Origin of the sequence: Saccharopolyspora hirsuta (genome assembly GCF_008630535.1) — a bacterium.
Classification (GTDB): domain Bacteria; phylum Actinomycetota; class Actinomycetes; order Mycobacteriales; family Pseudonocardiaceae; genus Saccharopolyspora; species Saccharopolyspora hirsuta.
This window is the reverse complement of the sequence record NZ_VWPH01000002.1, coordinates 83319-109151: the sequence shown is the minus strand read 5'-3', so window position 1 is coordinate 109151 and position 25833 is coordinate 83319. Positions and strand designations below refer to the sequence as shown.

Here is a 25833-nt window from a genome sequence, read left to right as displayed (position 1 = left end):
GAAGGCGGCCACTTTCGCACTGGCCCCCATCCCCCGGGGCACTCGTCCCAGCAACCGACTGACGCCACCCCAGAACGATCTCTCGGACCCTCTCCAGCGCTTGGTGAGCCAGAACGAGATCGTTCGCTGCCTGATCCGCGCAGGGCAGGGCGGACCGAGCAGCATCGTCGACGGAGCCGAGGAGGACTCCCGGGCCCGCTGGTTGTCCCGCTTCATCCAAGCACTCGTGAGCTTGAACGACTCTGTCCTGACCTGCCCTGAGCTTCTCGAGCGCCTCGTCCACGCGCGCGAGGACGAGGCGCTACGGCCGAGACCATCGAACCAGCCTCTTAACTGACCGCAGATCAATCATGACTGTCAGTATTCGCCGGGGTGCAGACAAAAGCGGTGGCGGCTCCGCCCGGAGCCGCCACCGCTTCTTGTTGTCGGGTCAGGCCGTTTCGAGGCCGGACAGCTGTTCGATCACGTGGGTCACCAGGGGCGTCAGGGTGGCCATGCCGTCGCGGATCGACGCACGCGAGCCCGCGAGGTTGACCACCAGCGTGCTGCCGGAGACCCCGACCAGGCCTCGCGAGACACCCGCCTCGACCGCGCCCGCCGCCAGGCCGGAGGCCCGCAGGGCTTCCGCGATGCCCGGGATCGGCCGGTCCAGGACACCGGCCGTGGCGTCCGGGGTGACGTCCCGCGGCGACACACCGGTGCCGCCGACGGTGATCACCACGTCCACGCCGCCGATCACCGCGGTGTTCAGCGCGTTGCGGATGTCCACCGTTTCACCGGCCACCGCGACGGTGCCGTCGACGATGAAGCCGGCCTCCTCCAACAACTCGGTCACCAGCGGACCGATGTTGTCCTCCTGCTCGCCCTGTGCGACCCGGTCGTCCACCACGACCACCAGGGCCCGTCCCAAACGCTGCGCGCTGCGTTCCATGCCGGTAACCGTAGTCCCCAGGGGCGGGCCGGTCAGATCCAGCGAGCCGGTGAGTTCGGCCAACCGGCGCCGCTGCACCACGCCTGTTCCGTCGGACATGTTCCTCCTCATCACGAAGAAGCCGAGCTCCGGCGGGGATTCCCGCCCCGCCCTCGCGAGCTGCAACCGCCACGCAAGTCCAAGCTTCCCGCCGTCGACCGCTCCGGGGGCGCGGAGGGGGCAGGGCCAGCCCGGTGGGCGGCCGACGGCGGGGAACGCGGCCCGGCGGTGCCGGGCCGCGCGTCCGGTCACCCCTGCCCGGCGAGCGTGGCGTCCACGGTGCGATCCCCGCCGCTCCCGCTGATGGTGATCGTGACGCGGTCGCCCGGAGCGTGCGAGCGGACCGCGGCCACCAGCGAATCGGGATCCAGGATCGGCCGGGTGTCCACCTTGGTGATCAGGTCACCGGTGCGGATCCCGGCCTGTTCGGCGGGGCCACCGGGCACGACGTTGCGAACCAGTGCTCCCGGCTGGTTGCCGACGCCGATCAGCACGCCGAGGGTGGTCTGGGTGGCCGAACCTCGGTCCTTGAGCTCGGTGGCGATGCGCCGGGCCTGGTCGATCGGGATCGCGAACCCGAGACCGACCGAACCCGCCTGCCCCTGCCCGTTGCCGGGGCTGTAGATCGCCGAGTTGATGCCGACCACGTTGCCGTCCATGTCGACCAGCGGACCGCCGGAGTTGCCCGGGTTGATCGCCGCGTCGGTCTGCAGCGCGTTGAGCACGGTGTCCTCGCTGCCGGACTCGCCGCCCGCGCGCACCGGGCGGTCCTTGGCGCTGACGATCCCGCTGGTCACGGTGCCGGACAGGCCGAACGGCGAACCGATGGCCACCACCGGGGCGCCGACCGGCAGGTCGTCGCTGCGGCCCAGCTCGGCCGGGGTCAGCCCGGTGATGTCGGCCTTGACCACCGCGAGGTCGGACTTCGGGTCGGTGCCGATCACCCGGACCGGCGCGGAGCGGCCGTCCTGGAACTGCGCGGTGATCTGGCCGCGCGAACCGCCGCCGTCCACCACGTGGTTGTTGGTCAGGATGTAGCCGTCGCTGCTCAGCACGATGCCGGAGCCCTCGCCGGACCCGCGCGCGGTGACCAGCTGCAGCTGGACGACGCTGGGCAGCACCCGCTCGGCGACCTGCTGCACCGAGCCCTGCGGCGCGGTGCTGACGCTGCGCGCCGGGCGCGACTCGTCCAGCGAGGTGACGCCGGGCGCCCGGTCCCCGAACTGGTAACCCACGTACCCGCCGACCCCGCCGCCGACCAGACCGCACACCAGGGCGAGCGCGGCCACGCCCGCGACGAGCCCGCCGCGGCGCCCGTGCGACTGCTGCTGCGTCGGCGGCACGGCGGTGTGCCCGCCCGCCGACGGCCAAGGTGCGTGCGGGAACTGCTGCGTCGAATGCGGCTGCGCTCCCTGCGCCGCGTACGACTGCTGCCCCTCCGACTGGGCCGCGTACGGGTGCGGTGCCTCGGACGGCCTCGCGTACGGCTGCTGCCCCTCGGCCGCGGCGAACGACTGCTGGCCCTCGGACTGCTGCGCCGCGTACGGCTGCGCCGGATCGGGCTGCTGCGCCTGCTGGGACTGCTGCGGCGACACCCCGGCTGGTGGCGTGTCGCCGGTGCCCGCCGGGGTGCCTTCCGGCCGCGGCGTCGGTTCTTCCGGCTGGTTGCCGGAACCCGGGGTGTGATCGGTCATGTCCCCACTCTGCTCCACGCGGCTGAGAACCGCCTGAGACCCCCCTGTGGAGCCACCAATCAAAACCCGCCAGGCCTGTGACCTTCACCGCACAACCGAAGGTCGGTCCGCTGACCTGGCGATGGGTGGCGAGACCGGGGGCGGCCTTGCGATCGGTGGCGAGACCGGGGCGACCCGGCGATCGGTGGTGAGACCGGGGCGGCCTTGCGAGGAGGGGTGACGTTGCGTGGGGGGTTGCTTTTGGGTTCAAAGCGGTGGGTGGTTGCTTTGCGCGGTGTTGCAATTTCAATCGAAATTGCCGTCGTTCTCGACGGAACCTCCAGTGGCGAGGTGAGGCAATTTCAATCGAAATTGCGGACGTCACCACCCCTCGCACGGCCGTGGTCGCGGCGGCGCGGGGGGCGTGGTGAGCCGCCACCGTCAGGCAAGCGGCGCCAGCCGCTGGAGCTCAGGTACTCCGGAGGCGGTCGGCGATTTGTTCCGGGGTTACGTCGTTGATCCAGACGCCCATTCCTGACTCCGAGCCCGCGAGGTACTTCAGCTTGTCCGCGGAGCGGCGGACCGAGAAGACCTCCAGGCGCAGCCAGGACAGGTCGCGTCCTACTCGGACCGGGGCTTGGTGCCAGGCCGCGATGTAGGGGAGGGGGCGTTCGTAGAGGCCGTCCAGGCGGCGCAGGACGTCGAGGTAGGTCTGCGCGAAGTCGTCGCGCTCGGTGTCGGTGAGGGCCGCGATGTCCGGGACCTTGCGGTGCGGCACGAGGTGGACTTCGACCGGCCAGCGCGCGGCGGCCGGGACGTACGCCGTCCAGTGCTCCGAGTCGACGACCACGCGCCGCCCGGCCGCTCGTTCGGCCGCCAGCACGTCGCCCTGCACGTGGCGGCCGTGCTGGGCGAGGTACTCCTCCGCGACCCGCAGCATCTTCCCGGTCTTCGGCGTGACGAACGGGTAGCCGTAGATCTGGCCGTGCGGGTGGTGCAGCGTGACGCCGATCTCCTCGCCGCGGTTCTCGAAGCAGAAGACCTGCTCCACGCCGGGGGTTTCGGCCAGCGCGGCGGTCCGGTCCGCCCAGACGTCCACGACGCTGCGGGCCTGGGCCGGGCTCAGCGCGCTGAACGAGGAGTTGTGGTCGGAGGTGAAGCAGACGACCTCGCACCGGCCGCGCGCGGGCGCGGACGGCACCATCGGCACGCCCTCCACCGCGGAGTCCTCGCCGGGGATCCCCTGCGCGAACGACGGGAACTGGTTCTCGAAGACCACCACGTCGTAGTCGGCTTCCGGGATCTCGGTGGGCCGCCCCGGGGTGCTGGGGCACAGCGGGCAGAGCTCGGCCGGGGGCTTGTAGGTGCGCGACTGCCGGTGCGCGGCGATCGCCACCCACTCGCCGGTCAGCGGGTCCCGCCGCATCTCCGAGGCCGGTGCCTGCGGCGGCAGCTCGCGGGTGTCCTCGGCCTCCCGGACCTTCGCCGGGTCGGCGTCGAAATAGATGATCTCCCGGCCATCGGCCAGCTTCCGCGCTGTGCGCTTCGCTGTTCCGCCTCTCCGCGATTCACGGTGGTGGCCGCGTTCGGCGTTCATCTCGTGCTTCGAGGTTTCTCGTGGCTGAGCTGCGTCGCGGTCCCCTGAGGCGCGGTTGAGATGTGCTGGGGTTGAGTCGAAAGAATCGCGCATCAGTCCTCCTCAGCGCCTTCCTGATCCGCGAGCAGCAGCTCTACGTGCTCGCCCAGCAGCTGCCGGGCTTCGGCGGGCAGGCCCTGGTCGCTGATCAGCAGATCGACCTCGTCGAAGTCGACGATCGTGGAGATCCCGACGGTCGACCACTTGGAGCTGTCGGCGACCACCACCAACCGACCGGCCGCCTCGGCCAGCGCCCGGTTCGTCTCGCCCTCGTTGAGGTTGGGCGTGGTGAAGCCCGCGCGGGGCGCCATCCCGTGCACGCCGAGGAACACCATGTCCAGGTGCAGCGAGCGCAGCGCCTGCACCGCGACCGGTCCGACCAGCGCGTCCGACGGGGTCCGCACACCGCCGGTGAGCACCACCGTGCGGTCGGTGCGCCCGCGCCGCTGCAGGGCGTCGGCGACGCGGACCGAGTTGGTCACCGCGGTCAGGTCCGCGACGTCGTCGAGGTGGCGGGCCAGCGTCCAGGTGGTGGTGCCCGCGGACAGCCCGATCGCGGTCCCCGGCCGGACCTGCTGGGCGGCGAGCGCGGCGATGGCCTCCTTCTCGGCGAGCTGGCGCACCGACTTGGCCTCGAAGCCCGGCTCGTCGGTGCTGCGGCCGACCACCGAGGTCGCGCCGCCGTAGACCTTCTCCACCAGGCCGCGGCGGGACAGCGCGTCGAGGTCGCGGCGGATGGTCATGTCCGAGACGCCCAGGCGCAGCACCAGGTCGCCGACCTGCACCGCACCGGTGCGCCGCACTTCGTCGAGGATCACTTCCTGGCGTTGCCGTGCGAGCACACTCGTCCCCTCAGATCAGCGAAGCGAACAAGAACCAACACTACCCGAACGGGTGATACGCAGAAGTGTGGCGCACGCCTACCACTTTTGGCGCATGGTGTTCATTGCTGTTCGGTTTGCGGAGTGCTGCCCGGGAGGGACATGCGCAGCAGTGCGCCGCCCTCCGGTGCTTCACCCGCCCACACCGATCCGCCGTGCCGCTCCGCGACCTGCTTGACGATCGACAGGCCCAGCCCGGAGCCCGGCAGCGTCCGGGCGTCCGAGGACCGGTAGAAGCGCTCGAAGACGTACGGGCGGTCCACCGGCGCGATGCCGGGGCCGCTGTCGGCGACCTCCAGGAGGATCTGCCCGGAACCGGGGTCCGGCACCAGGTCCACCCGCACCCGGCCCCCGTCCGGGCTCCACTTCGCGGCGTTGTCCAGCAGGTTCAGCACCGCCCGCTCCAGCGCGGTGGCGTCGCCCATCATCACCCAGGGCTGCAGCCGCACGTCGAACTCGATGCGCGGGGCGCGCCGCCGCGCCCGGCTCAGCGCGCGCTCCACCACGTCCACCAGGTCCACCGGCTCGTGCACCGCCTGCGGGGTGTCCTCCCTGGCCAGCTCCACCAGGTCGCCGACCAGCGCGGACAGCTCGGTGACCTGCGCCTGGACGTCGGCGAACATCTCCCGCCGGTCCTCCTCGGCCAGGTTCGGCGCGTCCGGCCGGGCCGAGGCCATCAGCAGCTCCAGGTTGGTGCGCAGCGAGGTCAGCGGGGTGCGCAGCTCGTGCCCGGCGTCGGCGACCAGCCGCCGCTGCCGCTCCTGCGACTCGGCCAGCGCGCTGAGCATGCCGTTGAAGCTGGTCGTCAGGCGGGAGAGCTCGTCGTCGCCGTCGACCGGGATCGGCCGCAGGTCACCGGTCAGCGCCACGCGCTCGGTCGCGGCGGTCAGCCGCTGCACCGGGCGCAGCCCGGCCCGCGCCACCGCCGTCCCGGCCGCCGCGGCGAGCAGGATCCCGGCGCCGCCCATCACCACCAGCACCACGCTGAGCTGGGCGAGCGTGCGCTGGGTGGGGTCCAGCGAGGTGGACATCACCAGCGCGGCGTTCTGCCCGGTCGGCACCGCCACCACGCGGCTGTTGGTGCGCTGGTCGGTGCGCCGCGACTGCGGCACGTCGCCGCGCGCCACCGCGAGTTCCGCGTAGCTCAGCGGCGGCCGCTGGTCCTTCGGGCCGAACTCGGAGCCGTCCGCGCCCAGCACGCTGATCTTGAAGTTCGTCGCGGTGAAGAACGCCACCGGCACCTGCTGCAGGTCGGCGGTGCGCACCAGCGGGCCCTCGGCGGCCTCCACCGCGCGTTCGGTCAGGCTGTCGTCCAGCTGCTGGTAGAGGCTGTCGCGCACGGTGACGAACGCCGCGACCGACACCAGCGCGACCGCACCCGCCACGCAGATCGCGGCCAGCCAGGTGACGCGGTTGCGCAGCGAGACCCGCTGGAACCTGCCCCGGGGGCGGGGCGGGCCCAGGTCCGGCGGGGGCGGAGCGGGGACCGTCACGGCGGGGTCTCCCGGAGCACGTAGCCGACGCCGCGGACCGTGTGGATCAGCCGCGGCTCACCCTCGGCCTCGGTCTTGCGGCGCAGGTAGCCGATGTAGACCTCCAGGGCGTTGCCCGAGGTCGGGAAGTCGTAGCCCCACACGTCCTCCAGCAGGCGGCTGCGGGTCAGCACCTGCTTGGGGTGCGCCATCAGCAGTTCGAGCAGGGCGAACTCGGTGCGGGTGAGGCTGATCGGGCGCTCGCCGCGGCGGACCTCGCGGGTGCCGGGGTCCAGCTCCAGGTCGGCGAAGCGCAGCGCGGCCGGGTGCTCGTCCGGACCGGCCTCCGGCGGGCTGGCGCGGCGCAGCAGCGCGCGCAGCCGGGCGAGCAGCTCCTCCAGCGCGAAGGGCTTGGGCAGGTAGTCGTCGGCGCCCGCGTCGAGCCCGGCGACCCGGTCGGAGACCGCGTCGCGGGCGGTGAGCACCAGGATCGGCAGGTCGTCGCCGGTGCTGCGGAGCCGCCGGGCGACCTCCAGCCCGTCGAGCCGGGGCATCATCACGTCGAGCACCATGGCGTCGGGGCGGCTGGCGGCCAGCTGGTCCAGGGCCTGTTGACCGTCCGCGGCGAGCTCCACCTGGTACCCGTTGAACTGCAAGGACCGGCGCAGGGATTCCCGCACGGCACGATCGTCGTCGACGACGAGGATGCGCATGAGCACAGTCTTACCCGCGGCCCTGAGAACGAGCTGAGAACCTCACCCGTCGTCGCGGACCACCGTGACGACGGTCTCACCTCCGGGCGCGGGCTGATCACCGCGGGTGATCGGCCCGCGCCGAACGGGTCACCGCTGGTGGAAGTGCCGGATGAGGGCGCGCGGCACCAGCTGGCGCTTCCCGTCCACGACGATCGGCACCAGGTCCGGCGCCGCCGCCTTCCACTGCGACCTCCGGTGCCGCGTGTTGGCCCGCGACATCTTCCGCTTCGGGACTGCCATTCCTCGAACTCCTCCTTCGTCGGGGCGGGATCAGCGGGTGCGACCGCCGTAGCGGCGGCGGAACTTCTCCACCCGGCCCTGGGTGTCGAGCACCCGCTGGTTGCCGGTCCAGAACGGGTGCGAGTACGCCGTCACGTCGATCACGATCAGCGGGTAGGAGTTGCCGTCCTCCCACTCGATGCGCGCGTCGGACGTCGCGGTGGACCTGGTCAGGAAGCTCTGCCCGGTGGTGCGGTCCTGGAACACGACCGGCCGGTACTCGGGGTGGATTCCGGGTTTCACGATGTCTCCTCGCGGTGTCGGGGTCGTGCGCTCACGACCGGTTGCCCCGCTCGCCCGCGGCGTCGGCGGAGCGCTCCGCCGGGTCGTCGCCGCAGGGATCGGTGTGCCACTCGCCGAACGGGTCGGCGTACTGCGCCCAGACCTGCTCGCCGGCGGCGAGCTCGTCGTCGGTGAGCAGGGCGCGGCGGAGGGCGCTGACGATGTGCTGCGGGTCGGCCTCGTGGGCGATCACGACCAGCTCCTGCATCCGGTCGCCGTAGTAGTCGTCCCAGTTCAGCGAGGCCCTGACCTGGCGCTCCGGGGAGATCTCGGCCCACTGCTCGGGCGCCAGCGAGGCCAACCACGGGCCGCCGTGCGCGACGCCGAGCCCACCCCCGGCGGACTCGACCCACAGCGCCACGTCGGGCTGGCTGGCCACCCAGACCCGGCCGCGGGTGCGCACCACGCCGTCCAGCAGCACGTCGATGGCCTCGTGCAGGCGTTCCGGGTGGAACGGCCGCCGCTCCTCGAACAGCACCGTCGACACCCCGGCGTCGGTGTCCAGCGACGGCTGGCCGCGCAGCAGCTGGCCGTGCGGCCCGTCGATCTCGCCGCGCCGCGCCCCGGCGGGAATGCGGGCCAGCAGCGCCGGGACGTCCAGGTCGTCGAACCGCGCGGTCGGCGCGGTCGCGGTCAGCCTGGCGATCACGGCCTCGGTGCGCACCTGCGTCCAGCGGTCCTCGGCCTCGCCCAGCAGCACGATCGCGTCGGCGAACTCGACCTGGCCGACCGCGACCTGGGCCACCGTGCGCTCGTCGTCGGGGCTGCCGCCGATGCCGCGCTCGACCAGCTCGTCCTCGCCGGTCGCGTCGGCCAGCCAGCTCGCCGCGTCGACCGCGGTGATCACGGCCTCGACGCGGACGTCGGCGGTGAGCGGGCGGCCGTCCACCTCGACGTGCTGCAGCGCCCAGCAGATCGTGTCCGGTTCCAGGGCCTGGTCGAGCTGCACGACCACCCCGGTCACGTCCGGCGCGGCGGTCAGCCTGCGCAGCAGCGGCAGCAGGTCCTCCCGCAGGGTGCAGGACACGCAACCGTGCGCCAGCTCCAGCACCTCGACCTGCTCGGTGCCGCCGTGGCGGATCAGCCGCCGGACCACGCCCTGGGCGACTTCGCGCAGGTCGTGGTGCACGAGCGCGGTGCCCGCCGGATCGCTGCGCCGGACCGCCTCGGCGGTCGACGCGACCTGGTCCGCGCGGATCCCGGCCACCATGATCAGCGGCATCGCGGACGACTCGGTTTCCATCCCCACCTCAATCGACAACGGTTTTCATCTACGCCGGGCACACGGTACCCTCGGTCGCGTCGTTTTGAAAATGGATGTCATTATCGAGAGGTAGGTCATGTCCATCCGATGCCAGGTGACCGGGATGCAGCCCGGTTACGGCAACCAGGTCTCCCACTCGAACCACCGCACCCGGCGCCGCTGGCTGCCCAACGTCCAGCGCAAGCGCTACTGGCTGCCCTCCGAGGGCCGCTGGGTCCGGCTGCGGGTGTCGACGAAGGGGATGAAGACGATCGAGAAGCGCGGCATCGAGGCGGTCGTCGCCGAGATGCGCGCCCGGGGGGAGCGGTTCTGATGGCCAAGAGCACCGACACCCGGCCGGTGATCAAGCTGCGCTCCACCGCGGGCACCGGCTTCACCTACGTGACGACCAAGAACCGCCGCAACGACCCGGACCGGCTGGTCCTGCGCAAGTACGACCCGGTCGCGCGCAAGCACGTGGAGTTCCGCGAGGAGCGCTGATCGGTCGGCGCTCGTTTCCGCAGCTCAGGAGTCGTGAGTGTGTTGCGGCGCCAGAGCACCCGAAAACACTCACGGGCACCTGCCAGGCAAAACGAGCCCACCGCGGATCGCTTCCCCGTTCTCCTGGAACACGAGAGGAAAGGCCCAGTGGCCAAGAAGTCCAAGATCGCCCGCAACGAGCAGCGGAGGGCGGTCGTCGCCCGGTACGCCGAGCGGCGGGCGGAGCTGAAGAAGATCATCGCCGCTCCGGGCAGCAGCCCGGAGGAGCGCAGCGCGGCCCAGCTCGAGCTGCAGCGCCAGCCGCGCGACGCGAGCCCGGTCCGGGTGCGCAACCGGGACGCCGTCGACGGGCGGCCCCGCGGGTACTTCCGCAAGTTCGGCGTCTCCCGGGTGCGGCTGCGCGAGCTGGCGCACTCCGGTGAGCTGCCCGGCGTGACGAAGTCGAGCTGGTGAGCCGTGCCGAACACCGACCGCCGCAACTTCCGGCGCAAGCCCAACCTGCTCCAGCGCGAAGGAGTCGTCCAGGTGGACTGGAAGGACACCGCGCTGCTGCGCAAGTTCCTGTCCGACCGGGGCAAGATCCGGTCCCGCCGGGTCACCGGCCTGACCGTGCAGGAGCAGCGCGAGGTCGCCAAGGCGATCAAGAACGCCCGCGAGATGGCGCTGCTGCCGTACCCGAGCAACGGCCGCAAGTGAGCCACCGGGGCGGCGGTTCCGCGCGAAAACCGCCGCCCCGGCCGCTCTCCTCACCCTGCCCGCCGCCGCACCGGCCCGGCGGGCAGGATGGACGGCGATGACGATCGCCGGAACCTCCAAGTTGACCGACACCGCCCCCGCCGCCGACCTCTACGAGGTGATCAACCGACGCCGCGACGTGCGCCGCGAGTTCACCGGCGCCGAGATCCCCGAGCCGGTGCTGCGCCGGGTGCTCACCGCCGCGCACAGCGCGCCCAGCGTCGGGCTGTCCCAGCCCTGGGACTTCGTGCTGGTCCGCGACGAGGCCACCCGCCGCGCCTTCCGCGAGCACGTGCTCGCCGAGCGCAGCGTGTTCGCCTCCCAGCTCGACGGGGAGCGCGCCGGGACGTTCGCCAAGATCAAGGTCGAGGGCATCGCGGAGTCCACGCTCGGCATCGCCGTCACCTACGACCCCGGACGCGGCGCGCCGCAGGTGCTCGGCCGCCACGCGATCGCCGACGCCGGGCTGTACTCGGTGTGCCTGGCCATCCAGAACCTGTGGCTGGCGGCCACCGCCGAGGGCCTGGGCGTGGGCTGGGTCAGCTTCTACCGCGAGGAGTTCCTGCGCCGCCTGCTCGGCATCCCGAGCGGGGTGCGCCCGGTCGCCTGGCTGTGCGTGGGCCCGGTGCGCTCGCTGGCCGACGTGCCCGACCTGGAGCGGCACGGCTGGCGGCAGCGGCTGCCGCTGGACGACGTCCTGCACTACGACAAGTACGGGAACGGCCGCAGCCGGTAGCCTGTAGCGCGACAAGACCGCCCGCTCGCGGTTCCACGACGAGGTGCGCCCCCTGCGAGGAAGCGGTGCAGCACGATGACCCGCTGATGGTCGGCCACATCCCGGCCCAGGACCGCCAGGTGCGGTCCCTGCTGGACTCCGGCCGCTTCACCGAGGCCGAGGCGGCTTTCGAGGAGCTGGTCTCGACCGGGGCGAACCGGGTCTCGGAGCAGTGGAACCGCTCCGCGGTGCTGGTGCACCGGGCGTCCCTGGCCTGGCGCTTGAAGCACATCCCGGTCGCGCTGGAGCTGCTCGCCGAGGGCTGGACCGACCTGGACGTGGACCGGCCCGAGGGGGCGGCGGCCGCGCACACCGTCAGCATGCTCGGCTACCTGCTGGAGACCATCGGCCACCGCGGCCCGGCGCTGGAGATGATGGCGCTGTCGGTGCAGCTGGCCCGCGACTGCGACGACACGGCGGCGCTGGCGCACTGCCTGTGCCGCGAGGGCAACGCCCGGATCTTCCGCGCCGCGACGCTGCCGGAGGACGAGCGGTTCGTGCAGTTCTCCCTGGCCCGCGACCTGTTCGAGGAGGCGCGGACGCTGGCCTGGCCGGGCCAGGTGAAGCGCTCGGCGATGGCGGGGCTGGCACGGGCGCTGGTCGGCATCGGCCGCCGGGACGCCGCCGAGCACGTCGCGCAGGAGGCCCTCGCGCTGGCCCGCGCGGCGGACGACTGGTTCACCTCGTCGGTGGCGAACTGGGTGCTGGCGGTGGTGCGCCGCCAGCAGAACCGGCTGGAGGAGGCCCGGACGCTGGCCAGCCGGGCGCTCGACGCCGCGGAGACCATCCGCGACACGATGCTGATGATGCAGTTCTCCCTCGACCTGGCGGCGATCTGCGAGGCGCTGTCCGACCCGGTGGGTGAGTCCGCCGCGCTGCGCCGGACGGTCTCGGCGAGCCGGATGGCGGTCGACGCGCTGCGCGAAGGGCTGGGCCAGGCTCTGGAGCAGCGCCGCGTCGCGGTGCAGGCCCAGCGGATGGCGATGGCCGCCCGCGAGGCCGCGCTCCGCGACCCGCTGACCGGCCTCACCAACCGCCTCGGCTTGGAGCGCCGCGCGCCCCTGCTGCTGGAGCAGACCGCGTCCGCAGGACGGGTGCCGTGGCTGGTGCTGCTGGACGTCGACTGGTTCAAGGACGTCAACGACCTGGCCGGGCACACGGCGGGCGACGTCGTGCTCCAGGAGGTGGCGCACCTGCTGCGCCGCGAGTGCCGCGCCGACGACCTGATCTGCCGCTGGGCCGGGGACGAGTTCGTGGTCCTGCTGGTCGGCTCCAGCGAGGAGTCCCGCGACGCCGGGCCGGTGGTCGCCGAGCGCATCCGCGCGGCGGTGCACAACCACGACTGGCGCCTGGTGCTGGGCCGGATCACCAAAGCGCCGACGGTGAGCATCGGCGTCGCGGCTGGCCCGGCGAACCTGGAGCACCTGTTCGCGGCCGCGGACATCGCCCTGTACCGGGCGAAACGAGCTGGCCGCAACCGCGTGGAGATAGACGAGAGCCCGGCGACGGACCCGTCGACCACGGCGTGAGCGCCCCCGGTACCGGCGCCGCCGCGTACTAGGATGGACCGTCATGCGCACCGCGCGAGAGCACCACCGGGACCCGGGAGAACCCGACCTGACCAGCTACAACGAGCCCGGAAGCCCGGAAGCCCGGAAGCCCGGAAGCCCGGAAGCCCGGAAGCCCGGAAGCCCGGAAGCCCGGAAGCCCGGAAGCCCGGAAGCGGCGGAGCGCGCCGGTCGCTGGGACAGCGCGCCGATCGAGCGACGGGTGCTGGGCGTCGTCCGCACCCTGACGGCGCTGGACCGCCTGCTCGACGTCCTCCCGCTGCTGGCCGACGACATGCGCGTGGAAACCCGCTTCGCGGTCGCGGCCGGATCCGAGTTCGCGGCGAACCTCACCGAACAGCTGCACCTGACCGGAGCCCAGGTGGTCGACTGGGAGACCGCCCTCGGCAAGGACTTCGACTTCGCCGTCTCCCCCAGCGGCAACGGCCCCCTGCACGAGCTCGAAATGCCCGTCCTGACGCTCCCGCACGGCGCTGGCCACAACAAGCTGCGAGCCACCGAATCCGGCGTCGCCGCAGAGGTTTCCGGCCTCTCCCGCACCCAGCTGGTGCACGAGGACCGGGTCGTCCCGGCGGTCGTCGGCCTGTCCCACCCGAGCCAGCTCGCCCAGCTCCGGAGCCAGTGCCCGGAAGCGGCACCGCGCGCCGAGGTGATCGGCGACCCCTGCTACGCGCGCCTGCGCGCCAGCCTGCCGATGCGCGAGCAGTACCGCAGCGCCCTGGCCGGTGACCGCGAGCTGGTGGTGGTGGCGTCGACGTGGGGCCCGGAGTCGCTGTTCGCCAGGTGGGGCGACCTGCCGAAGCGGCTGACCGCCGAACTGCCGGACCACCGGATCGCCCTGGTCCTGCACCCGAACATCTGGCAGAAGTACGAAAGCCTGCAACTGGAAACCTGGCTCAGCACGGCCCTGCACAACGACCTGATCCTGGTCCCCCGCCTGCGGAAGTGGCAGGCAGCCCTGGTCGCCGCGGACGTCGTGATCACCGACCACGGCTCCCTGGCCCTCTACGCCGCAGCCCTGGGAAAACCCCTGCTGCTAGCGGCATTCGGCAACACCGAGGTGGTCCCGAACTCCCCGATGGCGCTCCTCGGCGCCCGAGCCCGACGCCTGGACCCGACAGCCGACATCCGCCCCCAGGTCGAAGCGGCAACCCCGCTCCCGGACCACCAACAACTAGCCGACCTGACCTTCGAGACCAACCCCCACGAACGCCTCCGAGGACTGATCTACCGCCACCTGGAACTCCCCGAACCCCCGTGGCCAGCCCGCCCAGAACCGGTGGAGCTGTTCACCCCTCGCTGAGCTTCCGCCGCACCCGGTCGGCCTTGGGGCTTTGGGCCTGTTCGTAGATCTCCAGGGCTTCTTCGAGGCATTCCCGCGCGCCCGGGCGGCGGAGGGCGGTCAGGGAATCCGCCAGCAGTTCCAGGGGTTCTGCCAGGTCGAAGGACGAGCGCTCGCGCGTTGCCGAGATCGCCTCGCGGAGCAGGGAGACCGCCTGGTCGTGCTGGTCGAGCGCTTGGTGGGCGCGGGCCGCGGCGACGCGGATGCGGCTCGGCGTGCGCTTGTCCTCGGGGAATCCGGCGATGCGGTCCAGCGCTTCGGCCAGCACCTGCAGCGCCTCGTCGTGCCGACCGAGCGCGGAGAGCGATTTGCCGATCAGGTACTCCTGCAACGCCATGCCGCGCTGACGTCCCAGTTCCTCGTTGAGCTGGCGCGCCCGCTCGAAGTTCCCGAGGGCCGCGTCGAACTCCCCGCTGGCGTGCAGTGCCTTGCCCTGGAACTCCAGCGCTGACGCCAGGATCCGCCGGTGCCCGGCGCGTTCGGCGACCGCGACGGCCTCCGCGCACTCCGCGCGCGCTTCGTCCAGCTCACCGCACTCCACCAGCAGGTGGCCGCGCAGGCTGCGCATGCGGGCTTCGGCGACCAGGTCTTCGATCGCCACCGCCGAGGCGATCGCCGCCACCAGGGCGGCCAGGGTGTCGGAGTAGTGCTTGTCCTGGTTGTGCAGCGCCCACAGTGGACCGTCGCAGAGCGCGATCACGTCGACGTGCCAACCGCTCTCGGCGGCCAGCCGGACCATGCCGAGCAGGTTGACGCGCTCGCTGCGCAGCCACTCCAGCGCCCGCTCACGGGTGAACGGGTTCTCCCCGGCGAGGTCGTCGTCGACGACGCGGAGGCGGCTCGGCTCCATCACCGCCCGGTCCGCGAACGCGCCCTGCTGCCGGTACCACGCGACGAGGCGCCTAACCGCGTCGTCGGACGACACGTCGGACATGCCGAGGGTTTCGGCGGCGTGCTCGGCCACCAGGTCGTGGAGCAGGAACTGCTCCTGATCGTTCTCTTCCACCAGACAAATCCTGTGCAGCTGTTCGAGATGGTCTTCGGCGTCGAGCTCGGTGAGGTCGGCTAACGCCGCGACCGCCCCGACAGGCAGCGCCAGCGCGACCCGCCCGAGCAGTCCGTACACCTGCGCTTCGGCCCGCGTCAGCTGTTCGACGGCCAGGTCCAGCTCGGCGAACGCCTTGCGGAAGTGCTTCCGCCGCCTGCGCTTCTCGGACAGCTCCTGCACGGCACGCGCGATGGTCCACGACGTCCGGGTCTTCAGCAGGCCGACCATCACGTTGAGCGCGATCGGGAACCCGCCGGTCCTGGCCACCAGCTCCGCCGCGGCCTCGGGCTCGGCGTCCACGCGTTCCCGCAGGTCTTCCCGCCGCAGGCAGTCGATGGCGTGCTCCGATTCGAGCGGTGTCAACCTGATCGGCTGAGCTCCGTCCGCCGCGAGCTCAGCCCCGTCCTGATGGCTCGTGCACAGCACGACGCTCGCGCCGGAGGCAGGCACCAGCTCCAGGACGTGGTCCAGCACAGCCACGTTCTCGAAGATGAACAGCTGCCTGCGGTCCTTCGTCCAGGTCCGCAGCATCGCCACCTTGTCACCGGTCGCCGGTGGGATCCATTCCGGCTCGACGCCGATCGAGCGCAAGCAGTGCTCTGCGGCGTCACCCAGGCTCCGCTCGCCGCGTTCGAAGTCGAACACGATCTGCCCGTCCGGGAACCTCTGCTGGACCTGATGCGACCACTGCGCGATCAACGCGCTCTTCCCGATGCCGCTGGCCCCGCTGATCACCGCCAGCCCGGCCCGCCCCACCCGGGGCTCGTCGAGCAGATCGTTCAGCACGTCCACCGCAGGATCCCGGTCGACGAAGTGGTCGGAGACGGCGAGCAGCTGCCCCGGAACCTTGAGCAGCTTCTGCTGCGGCGCAGCTTCCGCGTAGAAGTGAATGCCGCCGTGCACCGCCCCGGCCTGCACCAGCTTGTCCGCAGACCCGTGGTTCTCGTTGCCCATACCCACCCCAGTGGCGCCGAACGGTAACGATCACCTGACGATACGCGACGACCCCGACCACCGACCGGTGCCGACGCGCCCCGACCGGCCAGGTACGCTCCAACCAGGCCCTCGTAGCTCAGGGGATAGAGCACCGCTCTCCTAAAGCGGGTGTCGCAGGTTCGAATCCTGCCGGGGGCGCCACCATCGACAGCCGTTCCGGCCTGCGGAAACGCACTGCTTCCGCGTCGGGACCCGGCGGGCGAACTCCTTTCTGGATCAGGCCCGGTGACCGGCAGTAGCGTGTGCGCCGGGAGGCGAACATGCGTCATGAGAGCACCGTGGTGATCTCCGCGTCACCGGGCGAGGTGTGGGCCGTGCTGGCCGACGTGCCCGGCTGGCCCGGGTGGACACCCACCGTCAGCTCGGTCGCGGCGTTGGACGGGGAGCTCCGGGTCGGGCACCGGTTCCGGGTCAAGCAGCCCGGGGTGGCCGCGGCCGTGTGGGACGTGGTCGAGGTCGAGCCCGGCTCGTCGTTCAGCTGGGCCACCCGCTTCGCGGGCGGCCGGATGGTCGCCTCGCACTGGATCCGCCCCGCCGACAGCGGCAGCGAAGTCCGCTTGCAGATCGACTACTCCGGCGGCCTCGCCCCGCTGCTCACGCCCCTGGTGTCGGGCCGCATCCGACGGTTCGTCGAGGCGGAGGCCGCAGCCCTGAAGCGAGAATGCGAATCGCCGACCAGGAACGATCGCTGACACCGGTACCCGGGACCGCGTCGTCTGCTGGACCGTTGGAGAAGCAGGTCAGCGGGAAGATGGTCGGGCAGTCCGAGCGGTGCGAGCTGACCGCTGGTGACGACCGGCTCGGGCTGACCGTCACCTCCGTCGAGGGCAGCAACGTCGACGACGTGCCGATGCCGTGACTCCGGGGTTGCCGGGCGGGAGGTCGCTCGGCGATCATGCCGGGGTGGCAGAGCACGGGCCGGATCCGCTGGTCGAGATGGACGTCGAGTCGCCGAACGCGGCGCGGATGTACGACTACTACCTCGGCGGGAACGCGAACTTCGCGGCCGACCGGGAGGCCGCCGAGCGGTTCCTCGCCGTCGTGCCCACCGGTCGGCAGTGGGCCTACGCCAACCGCTCGTTCCTCGGGCGCGCGGTGCGGTTCATGATCTCGCAGGGCGTGGACCAGTTCCTCGACCTCGGGTCGGGCATCCCGACCGTCGGCAACGTGCACGAGATCGCCCACGACGCCGATCCGAACGCACGCGTCGCCTACGTGGACCGCGAGCCGGTCGCGGTCGCGCACGCCCAGGCGCTGCTCGCCGACACCCCGCGGGTGACCATCACGCAGGCCGACATCCGCGACCCCGAGGCCGTGCTGAGCGCCCCAGGGGTCGCCGGGCTGCTGGACTTCACCCGCCCGGTCGGCGTGCTGGCCGTGGCGATCCTGCACTTCGTGCCCGACGAGGACGACCCGGTGGGCATCATGGGCCGCTACCGCGCGGCGTGCGTCCCGGGCAGCTACCTGGCGCTGTCGCACCTGTCCCCGGTGACCTTCACCGACGACCAGCTCAGCGGCGGCCACGAGATCTACAACCGCACCTCCACGCCCGGCACCCTGCGCCCCCGCGACCAGATCGCCGACCTGCTCACCGGCTACGACCTCGTCGACCCGGGCCTGGTCCTGCTCCCCGACTGGCGCCCGGACGACCCGGTCGACCCCGACGACGCAGCCCGCACCAACAGCTACGCCGCCGTCGGCGTGCTGAGGCAGTGACCGCCCCGCGGCGCCCGTGCGGCGGCCACGACTGATCCCGGCGGACCGGGGATCACCGATTCGAGGAACCGCACTGCGTCGCGGGAACCGCGGTGATCTGGGTGATCGCGAACCGGTCAGGTGAGGTCGACGACGACCTTGACGTCGTCGGTTCGGCGGTCGAGGGCGGCGGGCCAGTTCGCGAGCGGGACCCGGCGGTTGAGCAGCCGGTGGAGCCAGTCCTGGTCCGCTGCGGCGAGGGCGGCACCGGCCTGCTCGTAGTGACGGCGCGCGGCGTTCACCGAGCCGAGGACGACCCCGTTCCGCAGGACCAGCCGGTTGTTCAGCTCATCGCCGGGCAGGACTGCGCGGGTGCCGGTGCTGATCCCGGTCAAGCAGATCACCGCGTTGGGCGCGACCAGGTTCACCAGGTCCGCTAGCAGGCTCGCCGCCCCGGTGGCTTCCACGACCGCGTCGGGGCGCACGGGCAGGTCGCTCGCCTCACCGCAGTGGTACGTGCCGCCCAGGGCTCGCACCAGGTCGGGCTTGGTGCCGCCTTCGACGCGGTCGTAGACGTGGGTCTCGTAACCGCGCTGCACGGCCAGCAGCGCTGCGAGCAGGCCGATCGGCCCGGCACCGGTGATCAGCGCGGTGCGGCCGTCGTGACCGCTGCGGCCGCGGATGTGGTCGATCTGCTCCCACGCCTTGGCCACGACGCTGGTGGGTTCCAGCAGCACCCCGGTGTCCGCGAGGTCCGGGGCGACGCGGACCAGGTACTCGGCCGGGGCCCGCCACCGCTCGCTGCCGTAGCCGTGCGCGCCCTCGATACCGCGCTCCAGGTAGTTCCCGGTGCGGCAGAAGTCCCAGTTGCCCGCCCGGCAGCAGGAGCAGTCGTCGGGGCGCCGGACGATGCCGACCACCAGGTCGCCGACGGCGATGTCGCCGTCCGGCGCCGACAGCACGCGGCCGAGGGATTCGTGGCCCAGCACCAGGTTCCGCTGCCCCGGCGGCGGGCTGCCGTGCCCGCCGCGCACGATCTCCCGGTCGGTCGCGCAGATCCCGACCGCGAGACCTTCGACCAGCACGTCGCCGTCGTCCGCACCGGGCTCGGGCAGCCAGCTGGTGGCCGCGGTGTCGGGCCGACCGGGTACGACCGTCATCGCCTGCACAGGAGCTCTCCTCTCGTCGTCGGGCCGTGGTCGTGAGTGCGTAACAGTGTTCGAACGCTGTTACGCACTCACGACCACCTAGTACCGCGCGGCGTAGCGGGTCGGGGTTTCGCCGAACAGGGCCTTGAAGTCGCGGACGAGATGCGCCTGGTCGGCGTAGCCGAGTTCGGCCGCCAGCGCCGCCCAGTCCAGCTCCGCTCCGGTCGCCATCCGCTCGGTGACCTCGTGCAGGCGGTAGCGGCGGATCACCCACTTCGGGCCGATGCCCACGTACTCCGCGAACAGCCGCTGCAGCTGCCGGACGCTGGTGCCGAGCTCGGCCGCCAGCGCATCGACCCTGGTGATCTCGGGTTTCGCGGCGATCAGCGCGACGACGTCCGCGGCCTGCTCCGCCTTCGGATCGGGCTCCGGCGCGTGCTCCCGGAGCAGCCGCTCCACGGCCGGGACGTCGGGTGCCTCCGGCAAGGCCGGGCCGAAGACCTCGCGGGCGTCGATCGACCGGTCCGTGATGGACGAGACCGGAGCGCGCAGGAACGGGCGGAAGCAGCCGGGCCGGAACGCCACGCCGAACACGCCGCCGCGCCCCGACAGCACCCGCACCTGGTGCCCGCTGGAGACGCCGGTGATCGTCGCGCGCCCGTCCTGGAAGGTCAGGTGCACGTTCGGGTAAGGCACGATCAGCTGCCGGTACGGCTCCGGGTAGTCCCACGAGACCACCCAGTAGCGGGCCGCGTACCGGGCCAGGTCCGGTGAGGGCTGCGGGAAGGAGTGGCGCTGGAAACGCCGCCAAGCCCCGCCGACCTCCCGAACGTCCCTGGACACGGTCGGAGTGTATGTCGCGTTCGTTCAAGACACCGGCGTCGCGCGGTGGTTGGCTGCGCACCATGTCCGAAGCACAGCACCTGAACCGCGCGGCCTCCGCCCTGGCCGGGATCGTCGAAGGCATCGCCCCCGACCAGCTCGCCGCGCCCACCCCGTGCACCGAGTACGCGGTGCGCGACCTGCTGAACCACCTGCTGTTCTGGGGCCCGTCCCTGGAAGCCGCGGCCCGCAAGGAAGCGGTCCCACCACCGGCCGCCGCCGAATCGGACGTGACCCTCCCCGACGACTGGAAGCACGACCTCGCCCAACAGCTGGACCGCACGACGCGAGCCTGGAGCACGCCGGACGCGTGGACCGGCACCACGCACATGGGCGGCCCGACCGAAATGCCCTCGCCCCTGGTCGGCGGCATGGTCGTGCTCGAGTACGCGGTACACGCCTGGGACCTGGCACGAGCGACCGGCCAACCCCTGCACCTCGACGAAAACCTCCTCGAATTCGCCCGCGGCGAAGCCGCGAAAACGGCGGAGCAAGGCCGCGCGATGGGTGTCTTCGCCGCCGAGGTGCCGGTCCCGAACACCGCCCCACCCCTGCACCGCCTCCTGGCCCTGACAGGCCGAAACCCCACCTGGACGCCCTAACACCCCAGACCACGACCACAACTGTCCGAGGGGCGATCAGGGTTCCCGACCGTGCGTCGTGGTGCGTCAGCTTTGCCGCCCCGGAACACCTGGCCAGTTACAGCCAAAACTGGCGCACCACCCCACGACTGAACCGCGCGCGTACAAGATGACCACCCCCGCGCACGACGAAGAGCCGCACCTGCGGACCCACGCCGGTCACGAATGGCCCTACGTGCTGCGCGGACGGCTCCGGGTGAAGCTCGGCGACCACGACTTCGTGATGGGAGCGGGCGAAGCGGCGGAGTTCGACTGCCAGATCCCGCACTGGTTCGGCGCCGCCGGGCGCGGCAGCGTCGAAGTCCTCAGCCTCTTCGGCAAGCAGGGCGAACGCATCCACCTCCGCACCTTGCGACGGTGATCCCCGGGCCGTCCCGGATGCTGATCGCCAGGCCGTTCCTGGAGATTCTGTCGTCCGGGCTCGTGAGTGTTTTCTGGGTCTATAACCCCACAAAACACTCACGAGCGCACGCTCAAAGCTCCAGCGCCGTCTGCACGCCCGCCGCGTTGCGCCGCTCGAAGTCCAGCAGGCTCCGCTTGCGCTCGATCCCGCCGCCGTAGCCGGTCAGGTCCCCGTTGGAACCGACGACGCGGTGGCACGGCACGATGATGCTGATCGGGTTCTTGCCGTTGGCCAGCCCGACCGCCCGCGACGCGCTGGGCCGCCCGATCCGCTCGGCCAGCTCGCCGTAGGAAACCGTTTCGCCGTACGGGATCTCGCGCAGCGCGGTCCACACCCGCTGCTGGAACGGGGTGCCGACGAGATCCAGCGGCAGCTCGAACTCGGTGAGCCGCCCGGCGAAGTACTCGGCCAGCTGCTCGATCACCGCACCAAACGGCGAGGCGTCGAGCTCCCCGAACTCCTCCTCCGGCGGCCGGTGCCGCTGCTTCTCCATGTAGACGCCGGTCAGCGCACCGCCGACGGCGACCAGGGTCAGCGGACCGACGGGACTATCGACGATGGTCTTCACCGGCTGCACTGGAACATCCTCTCCTCCACCGGCGGCCGAGCGGCCACCGCATACGGCACCAGCATCGCCCCTGGTCCAGGGACGGCGCTGGCGGAAATCCGACATCGCCAGGAGAGGCCGTGGGTGCCGGAGATCCCGGCGGCGACCAGAGCGCGCCGCCTGTGCTCGATCGCCGCGGAAACGGCGGGCACGGCCGGACCGCCCAACGCAGCCAGGGCCTTGATCCGCGACCGGTGCTTCCGCAGCTCGCCGACAAGTACTCGTGAGCGGCGATGGCCGCCCTTACGGCCATCCCCGCTCACGAACCCTGACCAGCCACACCAAGAAAAAGGAGCACCAACCCTCATGCTCTGGATCCAGCTCAGCACCTTCGTCCTGTTCAACGTCCTGCTCCTCGCGATGATCGCCACCCAGGTCCCGTTCAGAGGTCTGAGATTCGCAGCGGGTCAACACGCGGGAACAGGAGACGGCGAATACACCGTCTGGCACCTCATCGCCGACATCGAAAACGAACGCACCACCGCCGCCGCCACCTCCGCAGGTGAAAGAGGTCGTGAGTGCATAAACCGCCTCCAACCGGTTTACGCACTCACGACCCACCCACCACCCAACGCCAGCCGAACCCAGCGAGCTGACCTGGGCTGACGAGCCACTGGATCAGGCGTGTATTGACCGGTGGTATGCGAGGTACTCGACGTCGATCCGGTGGCTGACGTCCACGCGCAGTTGAACATCTTTCCCGTTGCGGGAAACCGTGAGGTCATCTGCGATCAAGATCGCACCCTTGTCGAAGAGGACGTGGCAGTTCGCGCAGAGGCACAGGATGTTCTCCGGAACGTCGGGCCCGTTGTGCGGAGTTCCCAGCGGCTTGATGTGCGCTCCTTCTGCATAGGCGTAGGCCCCGATCTCCAATCGCACTGCACAGACCTGGCACCGATAGTCGTGGATCTTCTTGACACCTTCCGCAACTCGGGTCGACCGAACGATCCGCTGCTGCTTGATTAGGCGCCGTCCAGGGCTTTCATTGCCCTTCGGCAGTTCTCCCGAGACAGACGTCTCGAGATCCGCCACCGACGAGTCGCTGCCACACTTCTCCAAGCGATAGCGGCAAATTCGGTACCCGCGGACTCCCTCTCCTAGCCACGCGTCCACTACGTTGAACAGCCCGTCGTACCGGTACCCCTCCGCCTTGCTCCCGCGGATCACCCGTACTGGTTCGCCGGTGAACGCGCTGGTGCGCAAAGCAGCGTTCTTCGTGTCTTCGAAGCTCTGGTGACCGGTTTGCCGCCCTTTGCTGTCCTGCGCCCCACGACCGGTATAGATGATGACGGTGCCGTGGTCCTCGTCATCCTCGTAACCTCCGGAGAGGACGATGGACTCCGCGCCTCGATCCTTGGTGCCCACGATCCCGTCCTGCAGTGCCCGGTGCACGCCAGCGTCGTACAGCTCCCGCCGGTCCGCGAAAACTCGGCCTTCTTCGACCCCGGTGACCTCACCGAAGTTGGCCGCGTCGACCAAAGCCCTGGCCACCGTCGGTTGGACGGCCGTCAGGCCGAACGAGCGCATCAGTTCCGCCATCCCCGCCTCACGCGCGGAGAGCTGCTTCGAGTCGACCGGGGATCCGGTGATGATCTGGTGCGCACCCGCGACGATCGAGGCGACGTCGTAGAGATTGCGGCCTTCGACGATCGCCAGTTCATTCGAAGGCTTGACGTCGTACTTCCGGCAGAACTTCCGCTTCCCCAGCTCATCGTGTTCCGCCATCGCGGCGACGACGGCGTCCCTGGTCAGATCGCGAAGCCCCATGCCCTCACCTTAAAGAGCGAACGCCTCAAACGGGTGGAATTGGGCCAGCCTGGCAACGCCGGCATGCCGCATTCCAGGGTCATCCCGCGGGTTGGCTTGGTGGCGATCACCAGGAGCCCCTTGATGTTCCGGCAAAAAGCTCACACCTTCTCTGCTGAGCCTGCCTTGCCAGGTAGGACGAACGACGCAACCAGAGCTGCTGCCGAGATCACTGTCGCGACGACCAGGGCCGTGGTGAAGCCGGCGGGGTCCGACGCTCCGTCGGGGGTGCCTTTGGCTACTAGGCCGGAGAGGATTCCGATGCCTACGGAGGCTCCGAGGTTGAACATCGTGGCGTTCAGGCCTGGGAGGATTCCGGGCGATTCCTTCGGGGCGTAGATGACTCCCATGCCGTTCAGGGCCGTTGCTGCGCAGGCTGCGTACGACACGCCCATCAGGGCTACCAGCGCGAACAGGAGCCAGGGCGAGCTGACCGCGAAGGTCGTTGCTGCGATCAGCAGCAGGTTGCCCACCAGGCCGATCCTCAGCATGTTTCGGTAGCCGATCCGAGGTGCCCAGGACCCCGCCAGCGGGGCGAGGATCCAGCCCGCTAGGGCGTAGGGCATCAGGAACATCAGGGCCGTTGTTGTTCCGTCGTAGGCGAAGCCTGCCGTTGCGTGTTGGGCGAGGGTTGGGTAGACGAAGGTCAGGACCGCGAAGATCGAGGCCATCGTGCAGAACGTCGTCAGCAGGAGGCCCCAGACTCCCCTGCTGCGCAGGGCTCGGAGGGGCAGCAGGGGGTCCGGCTGGTTTCGCTCCACCAGCCAGAAGGCCGGGAGCAGCGCCGCGCCCACCACCAGGCACGCCAGGGGCCAGCCGGTGAACCAGCCCATCGTCGGGCCGAGGGTCAGCCAGGCGTTGATGCCCAGCAGGGCCAGGCAGATCACCGCCGCTCCCCGCCAGTCCATGCGGGCGCCGGTGCGCGCCGAGTCCGGGACCCAGGCTCCGATCATCACCACCGCGATCACCTCCAGGACGAAGGTGAGGCCGAAGATCCCCCGGAAGCCGATGGTGTCCGTGATGAGGCCGCCGAGGAGGGTGTCCACGCCCGCCACGCCGCTGTTCACCGCCGTCAGGATTCCCAGGTAGCGGCCGAACTGCTCGGTCGGGAGGATGTCGCGCAGCGTGAGGATGCCCAGCGAGATCGTGGCGCCGCAGGCCCCTTGGAGGGCTCGGCCGACCATCAGGACCTCGACGTTCGGGGCCAGGGTGGCGATCAGGCTGCCCGTCGCCATCACCGCGATCGAGCCGAACAGGACCCGGCGGCGGCCGATGATGTCGCTGTAGCGGGGCAGGACCACGCCCGCCAGGCCCGCCACGAACAGGAACACCGTGGCGCTCAGGCCGATCGTGCCCACGTCCGTGCTCAGGGACTTGGCCATGTCGTCGATGGCGGGCGACAGCATGGTCGCGTTCATCTGGAAGCTGGCCACCGCGACCAGCAGGGCGGTCAGCACCAGGGGCGGGCGCACCCGCGGGGCAGTCAGGGTCACGCCATCTCCCGGACCGGGGTCGTCGGGGTCGCCAGGAGGTTCTTGATGTAGGCGTAGAACGCCGGGGCGTCGATCTCCTCGATCACCGTCGCGTTCGGCTCCAGGCCGTGCACTCCCCAGGACATCGCCGCGTAGCCGCGGGTCAGCTCGCCCGCCGTTTCCACGTCCACGTGGTAGCGGGCGCTGCGGGTGACCAGCTCGGGGTGCAGGAGGACCGCCGCGGTCAGCGAGTCCGGGTGGGTGGTGCCGTCGATGCCGACGCTGCGGTCGAACTCCAGGGTCGCCGCGCAGACCTTGGTGAAGAAGTCGGCCAGCGGGGTGGCCAGGGCCGCGATCTCGTCCAGCTTCGGCTGGTCGAACACCGCCTGGTCGAGGGTCAGCGGGGCCCACGGGACCACCACGATCTCGAAACCGGCCGCGAACACCGTCTTCGCCGCCTCCGGGTCCACGTAGAAGTTGAACTCCGCCGCCGCGGTGATGTTGCCGCGGGCGTTGTTGGAGCCGCCCATCACGTAGAGCGTCTTGACGTTGCGGACGAAGTCCGGGTCCTTGACCACCGCGGTCGCGATGTTGGTCAGCGGGCCGATCGCCACGATCGACAGCTCGCCGGGGTTCTCCGCGGCCAGCCGGATCAGCGCGTCCACCGCGTGCTCGGGCTCCGGTTCGCAGCCGGTCAGGTCCATCGTCAGGCCGCCCGCGCCGTCGCCGTGCACGTTCTCCGCGCTCTCCCACGGGCGCACCATCGGGCGGCGGCAGCCCAGGTGGATCGGCACCTCGCCGAGGCGGCCCGCGACGTTGCAGGTCAGGTGGGCGTTGCGGACCTGGTGGTCGAAGTCGACGTTGCCCGCCACCATCGTCACGGCGCGCAGGTCGGCGCGCGGGTCGAGCAGGCCCGCGAGCAGGGCGATGCAGTCGTCCTGCGCCGTGTCGGTGTCGATCACCAGCGGGGTGGTTTCGGGCATCGCATCTCCTGCACGACGGCATATGTTCATTGATTTGTCC

Annotated in this window: 28 protein-coding genes, 1 tRNA gene and 1 pseudogene; 14 read left to right on the top strand and 16 right to left on the bottom strand. The window is 71.1% G+C overall.

The genetic code is table 11. The features are described from left to right. Positions 1-430: 430 nt before the first annotated feature. The 9 genes from F1721_RS03580 to mrf all read right to left on the bottom strand — a co-directional run bounded on the left by F1721_RS03580 (position 431) and on the right by mrf (position 9191). Complete coding sequence (locus F1721_RS03580) at positions 431-931, bottom strand: MogA/MoaB family molybdenum cofactor biosynthesis protein (RefSeq protein ID WP_150065532.1); 501 nt, start codon at positions 929-931, stop codon at positions 431-433. Positions 932-1218: 287 nt separating this feature from the next. Beyond that, positions 1219-2664 carry a trypsin-like peptidase domain-containing protein gene (locus tag F1721_RS03575; protein ID WP_211840322.1) on the bottom strand — a complete coding sequence of 482 codons (1446 nt, stop codon included), beginning with the start codon at positions 2662-2664 and terminating at the stop codon, positions 1219-1221. A 448-nt stretch (positions 2665-3112) separates the two neighbouring features. Continuing rightward, positions 3113-4240 carry a galactose-1-phosphate uridylyltransferase gene (gene galT, locus F1721_RS03570; protein WP_150065093.1) on the bottom strand — a complete coding sequence of 376 codons (1128 nt, stop codon included), beginning with the start codon at positions 4238-4240 and terminating at the stop codon, positions 3113-3115. Positions 4241-4332: 92 nt separating this feature from the next. Further along, the gene (locus tag F1721_RS03565) at positions 4333-5121 is read right to left on the bottom strand and encodes a DeoR/GlpR family DNA-binding transcription regulator (protein WP_150065092.1); all 789 of its coding nucleotides are present in this window, start codon (positions 5119-5121) and stop codon (positions 4333-4335) included. A gap of 101 nt (positions 5122-5222) precedes the next feature. Beyond that, positions 5223-6653 carry a HAMP domain-containing sensor histidine kinase gene (locus F1721_RS03560; RefSeq protein WP_150065091.1) on the bottom strand — a complete coding sequence of 477 codons (1431 nt, stop codon included), beginning with the start codon at positions 6651-6653 and terminating at the stop codon, positions 5223-5225. After that, positions 6650-7345, bottom strand: a complete 696-nt coding sequence (locus F1721_RS03555) for a response regulator transcription factor (protein ID WP_150065090.1) — start codon at positions 7343-7345, stop codon at positions 6650-6652. The genes F1721_RS03560 and F1721_RS03555 overlap by 4 nt, the downstream gene beginning before the upstream one ends. Positions 7346-7474: 129 nt before the next feature. After that, complete coding sequence (gene rpmF, locus F1721_RS03550; RefSeq protein WP_150065089.1) at positions 7475-7627, bottom strand: 50S ribosomal protein L32; 153 nt, start codon at positions 7625-7627, stop codon at positions 7475-7477. Between the two features lie 30 nt (positions 7628-7657). Next, the gene (locus F1721_RS03545; RefSeq protein WP_150065088.1) at positions 7658-7909 is read right to left on the bottom strand and encodes a type B 50S ribosomal protein L31; all 252 of its coding nucleotides are present in this window, start codon (positions 7907-7909) and stop codon (positions 7658-7660) included. Positions 7910-7940: 31 nt separating this feature from the next. Beyond that, positions 7941-9191 carry a ribosome hibernation factor-recruiting GTPase MRF gene (gene mrf / locus F1721_RS03540; RefSeq protein ID WP_150065087.1) on the bottom strand — a complete coding sequence of 417 codons (1251 nt, stop codon included), beginning with the start codon at positions 9189-9191 and terminating at the stop codon, positions 7941-7943. Positions 9192-9288: 97 nt separating this feature from the next. Between mrf and rpmB the strand changes: the two genes are divergently transcribed. From rpmB to F1721_RS03505, 7 genes are all read left to right on the top strand, one after another. Then, positions 9289-9525, top strand: coding sequence for a 50S ribosomal protein L28 (rpmB, locus tag F1721_RS03535; protein ID WP_150065086.1), 237 nt, complete (start codon positions 9289-9291; stop codon positions 9523-9525). Further along, positions 9525-9692, top strand: a complete 168-nt coding sequence (gene rpmG, locus F1721_RS03530; protein WP_150065085.1) for a 50S ribosomal protein L33 — start codon at positions 9525-9527, stop codon at positions 9690-9692. The genes rpmB and rpmG overlap by 1 nt, the downstream gene beginning before the upstream one ends. A gap of 147 nt (positions 9693-9839) precedes the next feature. Continuing rightward, complete coding sequence (rpsN, locus tag F1721_RS03525) at positions 9840-10145, top strand: 30S ribosomal protein S14 (RefSeq protein ID WP_150065084.1); 306 nt, start codon at positions 9840-9842, stop codon at positions 10143-10145. 3 nt (positions 10146-10148) lie between these two features. After that, positions 10149-10388 (top strand): 30S ribosomal protein S18, encoded by a 240-nt coding sequence (gene rpsR, locus F1721_RS03520; RefSeq protein ID WP_150065083.1) that lies wholly within the window; start codon positions 10149-10151, stop codon positions 10386-10388. Positions 10389-10485: 97 nt separating this feature from the next. Further along, positions 10486-11163 (top strand): 5,6-dimethylbenzimidazole synthase, encoded by a 678-nt coding sequence (gene bluB / locus F1721_RS03515; RefSeq protein ID WP_150065082.1) that lies wholly within the window; start codon positions 10486-10488, stop codon positions 11161-11163. A gap of 65 nt (positions 11164-11228) precedes the next feature. Continuing rightward, positions 11229-12731, top strand: coding sequence for a GGDEF domain-containing protein (locus tag F1721_RS03510; RefSeq protein ID WP_342782915.1), 1503 nt, complete (start codon positions 11229-11231; stop codon positions 12729-12731). A 43-nt stretch (positions 12732-12774) separates the two neighbouring features. Then, a complete protein-coding gene (locus F1721_RS03505) occupies positions 12775-14073 on the top strand; it encodes a hypothetical protein (RefSeq protein WP_246154172.1) in 1299 nt (432 codons plus the stop codon). On the opposite strand, the gene F1721_RS03500 is transcribed toward F1721_RS03505, so the two are convergent. Next, a complete protein-coding gene (locus F1721_RS03500) occupies positions 14060-16114 on the bottom strand; it encodes a tetratricopeptide repeat protein (RefSeq protein ID WP_150065081.1) in 2055 nt (684 codons plus the stop codon). The genes F1721_RS03505 and F1721_RS03500 overlap by 14 nt on opposite strands. Positions 16115-16221: 107 nt before the next feature. Between F1721_RS03500 and F1721_RS03495 the strand changes: the two genes are divergently transcribed. The 4 genes from F1721_RS03495 to F1721_RS03485 all read left to right on the top strand — a co-directional run bounded on the left by F1721_RS03495 (position 16222) and on the right by F1721_RS03485 (position 17872). Further along, a tRNA-Arg gene (locus F1721_RS03495) sits at positions 16222-16297 on the top strand. A gap of 119 nt (positions 16298-16416) precedes the next feature. Then, positions 16417-16848: an SRPBCC family protein gene (locus F1721_RS03490; protein ID WP_150065080.1), complete on the top strand. Its 432-nt coding sequence runs from the start codon at positions 16417-16419 to the stop codon at positions 16846-16848. A 35-nt stretch (positions 16849-16883) separates the two neighbouring features. Further along, complete coding sequence (locus F1721_RS35270; RefSeq protein WP_281288737.1) at positions 16884-17015, top strand: hypothetical protein; 132 nt, start codon at positions 16884-16886, stop codon at positions 17013-17015. Positions 17016-17059: 44 nt separating this feature from the next. Next, positions 17060-17872: an SAM-dependent methyltransferase gene (locus F1721_RS03485; protein WP_246154168.1), complete on the top strand. Its 813-nt coding sequence runs from the start codon at positions 17060-17062 to the stop codon at positions 17870-17872. A 116-nt stretch (positions 17873-17988) separates the two neighbouring features. Here the strand turns inward: F1721_RS03485 and F1721_RS03480 are convergent, their stop codons facing one another. Further along, entirely contained in the window at positions 17989-19011 is a 1023-nt protein-coding gene (locus F1721_RS03480) for a glucose 1-dehydrogenase (RefSeq protein WP_246154166.1), read from the bottom strand. A gap of 87 nt (positions 19012-19098) precedes the next feature. Further along, the gene (locus F1721_RS03475) at positions 19099-19842 is read right to left on the bottom strand and encodes a helix-turn-helix domain-containing protein (protein ID WP_150065078.1); all 744 of its coding nucleotides are present in this window, start codon (positions 19840-19842) and stop codon (positions 19099-19101) included. Between the two features lie 62 nt (positions 19843-19904). On the opposite strand from F1721_RS03475, the gene F1721_RS03470 reads away from it, so the two are divergent. Both F1721_RS03470 and F1721_RS03465 read left to right on the top strand, forming a co-directional pair. Next, the gene (locus F1721_RS03470) at positions 19905-20483 is read left to right on the top strand and encodes a TIGR03086 family metal-binding protein (RefSeq protein WP_150065077.1); all 579 of its coding nucleotides are present in this window, start codon (positions 19905-19907) and stop codon (positions 20481-20483) included. Positions 20484-20616: 133 nt separating this feature from the next. Further along, positions 20617-20883 (top strand): annotated as a pseudogene (locus tag F1721_RS03465) (cupin domain-containing protein); the annotation flags it as partial. A gap of 112 nt (positions 20884-20995) precedes the next feature. Here the strand turns inward: F1721_RS03465 and F1721_RS03460 are convergent. Then, a complete protein-coding gene (locus F1721_RS03460) occupies positions 20996-21502 on the bottom strand; it encodes a methylated-DNA--[protein]-cysteine S-methyltransferase (protein WP_170301340.1) in 507 nt (168 codons plus the stop codon). Between the two features lie 336 nt (positions 21503-21838). On the opposite strand from F1721_RS03460, the gene F1721_RS03455 reads away from it, so the two are divergent. Next, positions 21839-22138: a hypothetical protein gene (locus F1721_RS03455; RefSeq protein ID WP_150065075.1), complete on the top strand. Its 300-nt coding sequence runs from the start codon at positions 21839-21841 to the stop codon at positions 22136-22138. A 12-nt stretch (positions 22139-22150) separates the two neighbouring features. Here the strand turns inward: F1721_RS03455 and F1721_RS03450 are convergent, their stop codons facing one another. The 3 genes from F1721_RS03450 to F1721_RS03440 form a co-directional block, all read right to left on the bottom strand. After that, positions 22151-23299, bottom strand: coding sequence for a YDG/SRA domain-containing protein (locus F1721_RS03450; protein ID WP_211840320.1), 1149 nt, complete (start codon positions 23297-23299; stop codon positions 22151-22153). A 140-nt stretch (positions 23300-23439) separates the two neighbouring features. Next, positions 23440-24831: an MFS transporter gene (locus F1721_RS03445; RefSeq protein ID WP_150065074.1), complete on the bottom strand. Its 1392-nt coding sequence runs from the start codon at positions 24829-24831 to the stop codon at positions 23440-23442. Then, positions 24828-25793, bottom strand: coding sequence for a nucleoside hydrolase (locus tag F1721_RS03440; protein ID WP_150065073.1), 966 nt, complete (start codon positions 25791-25793; stop codon positions 24828-24830). Before F1721_RS03440 ends, F1721_RS03445 begins: the two co-directional genes overlap by 4 nt. Positions 25794-25833: the final 40 nt, after the last annotated feature.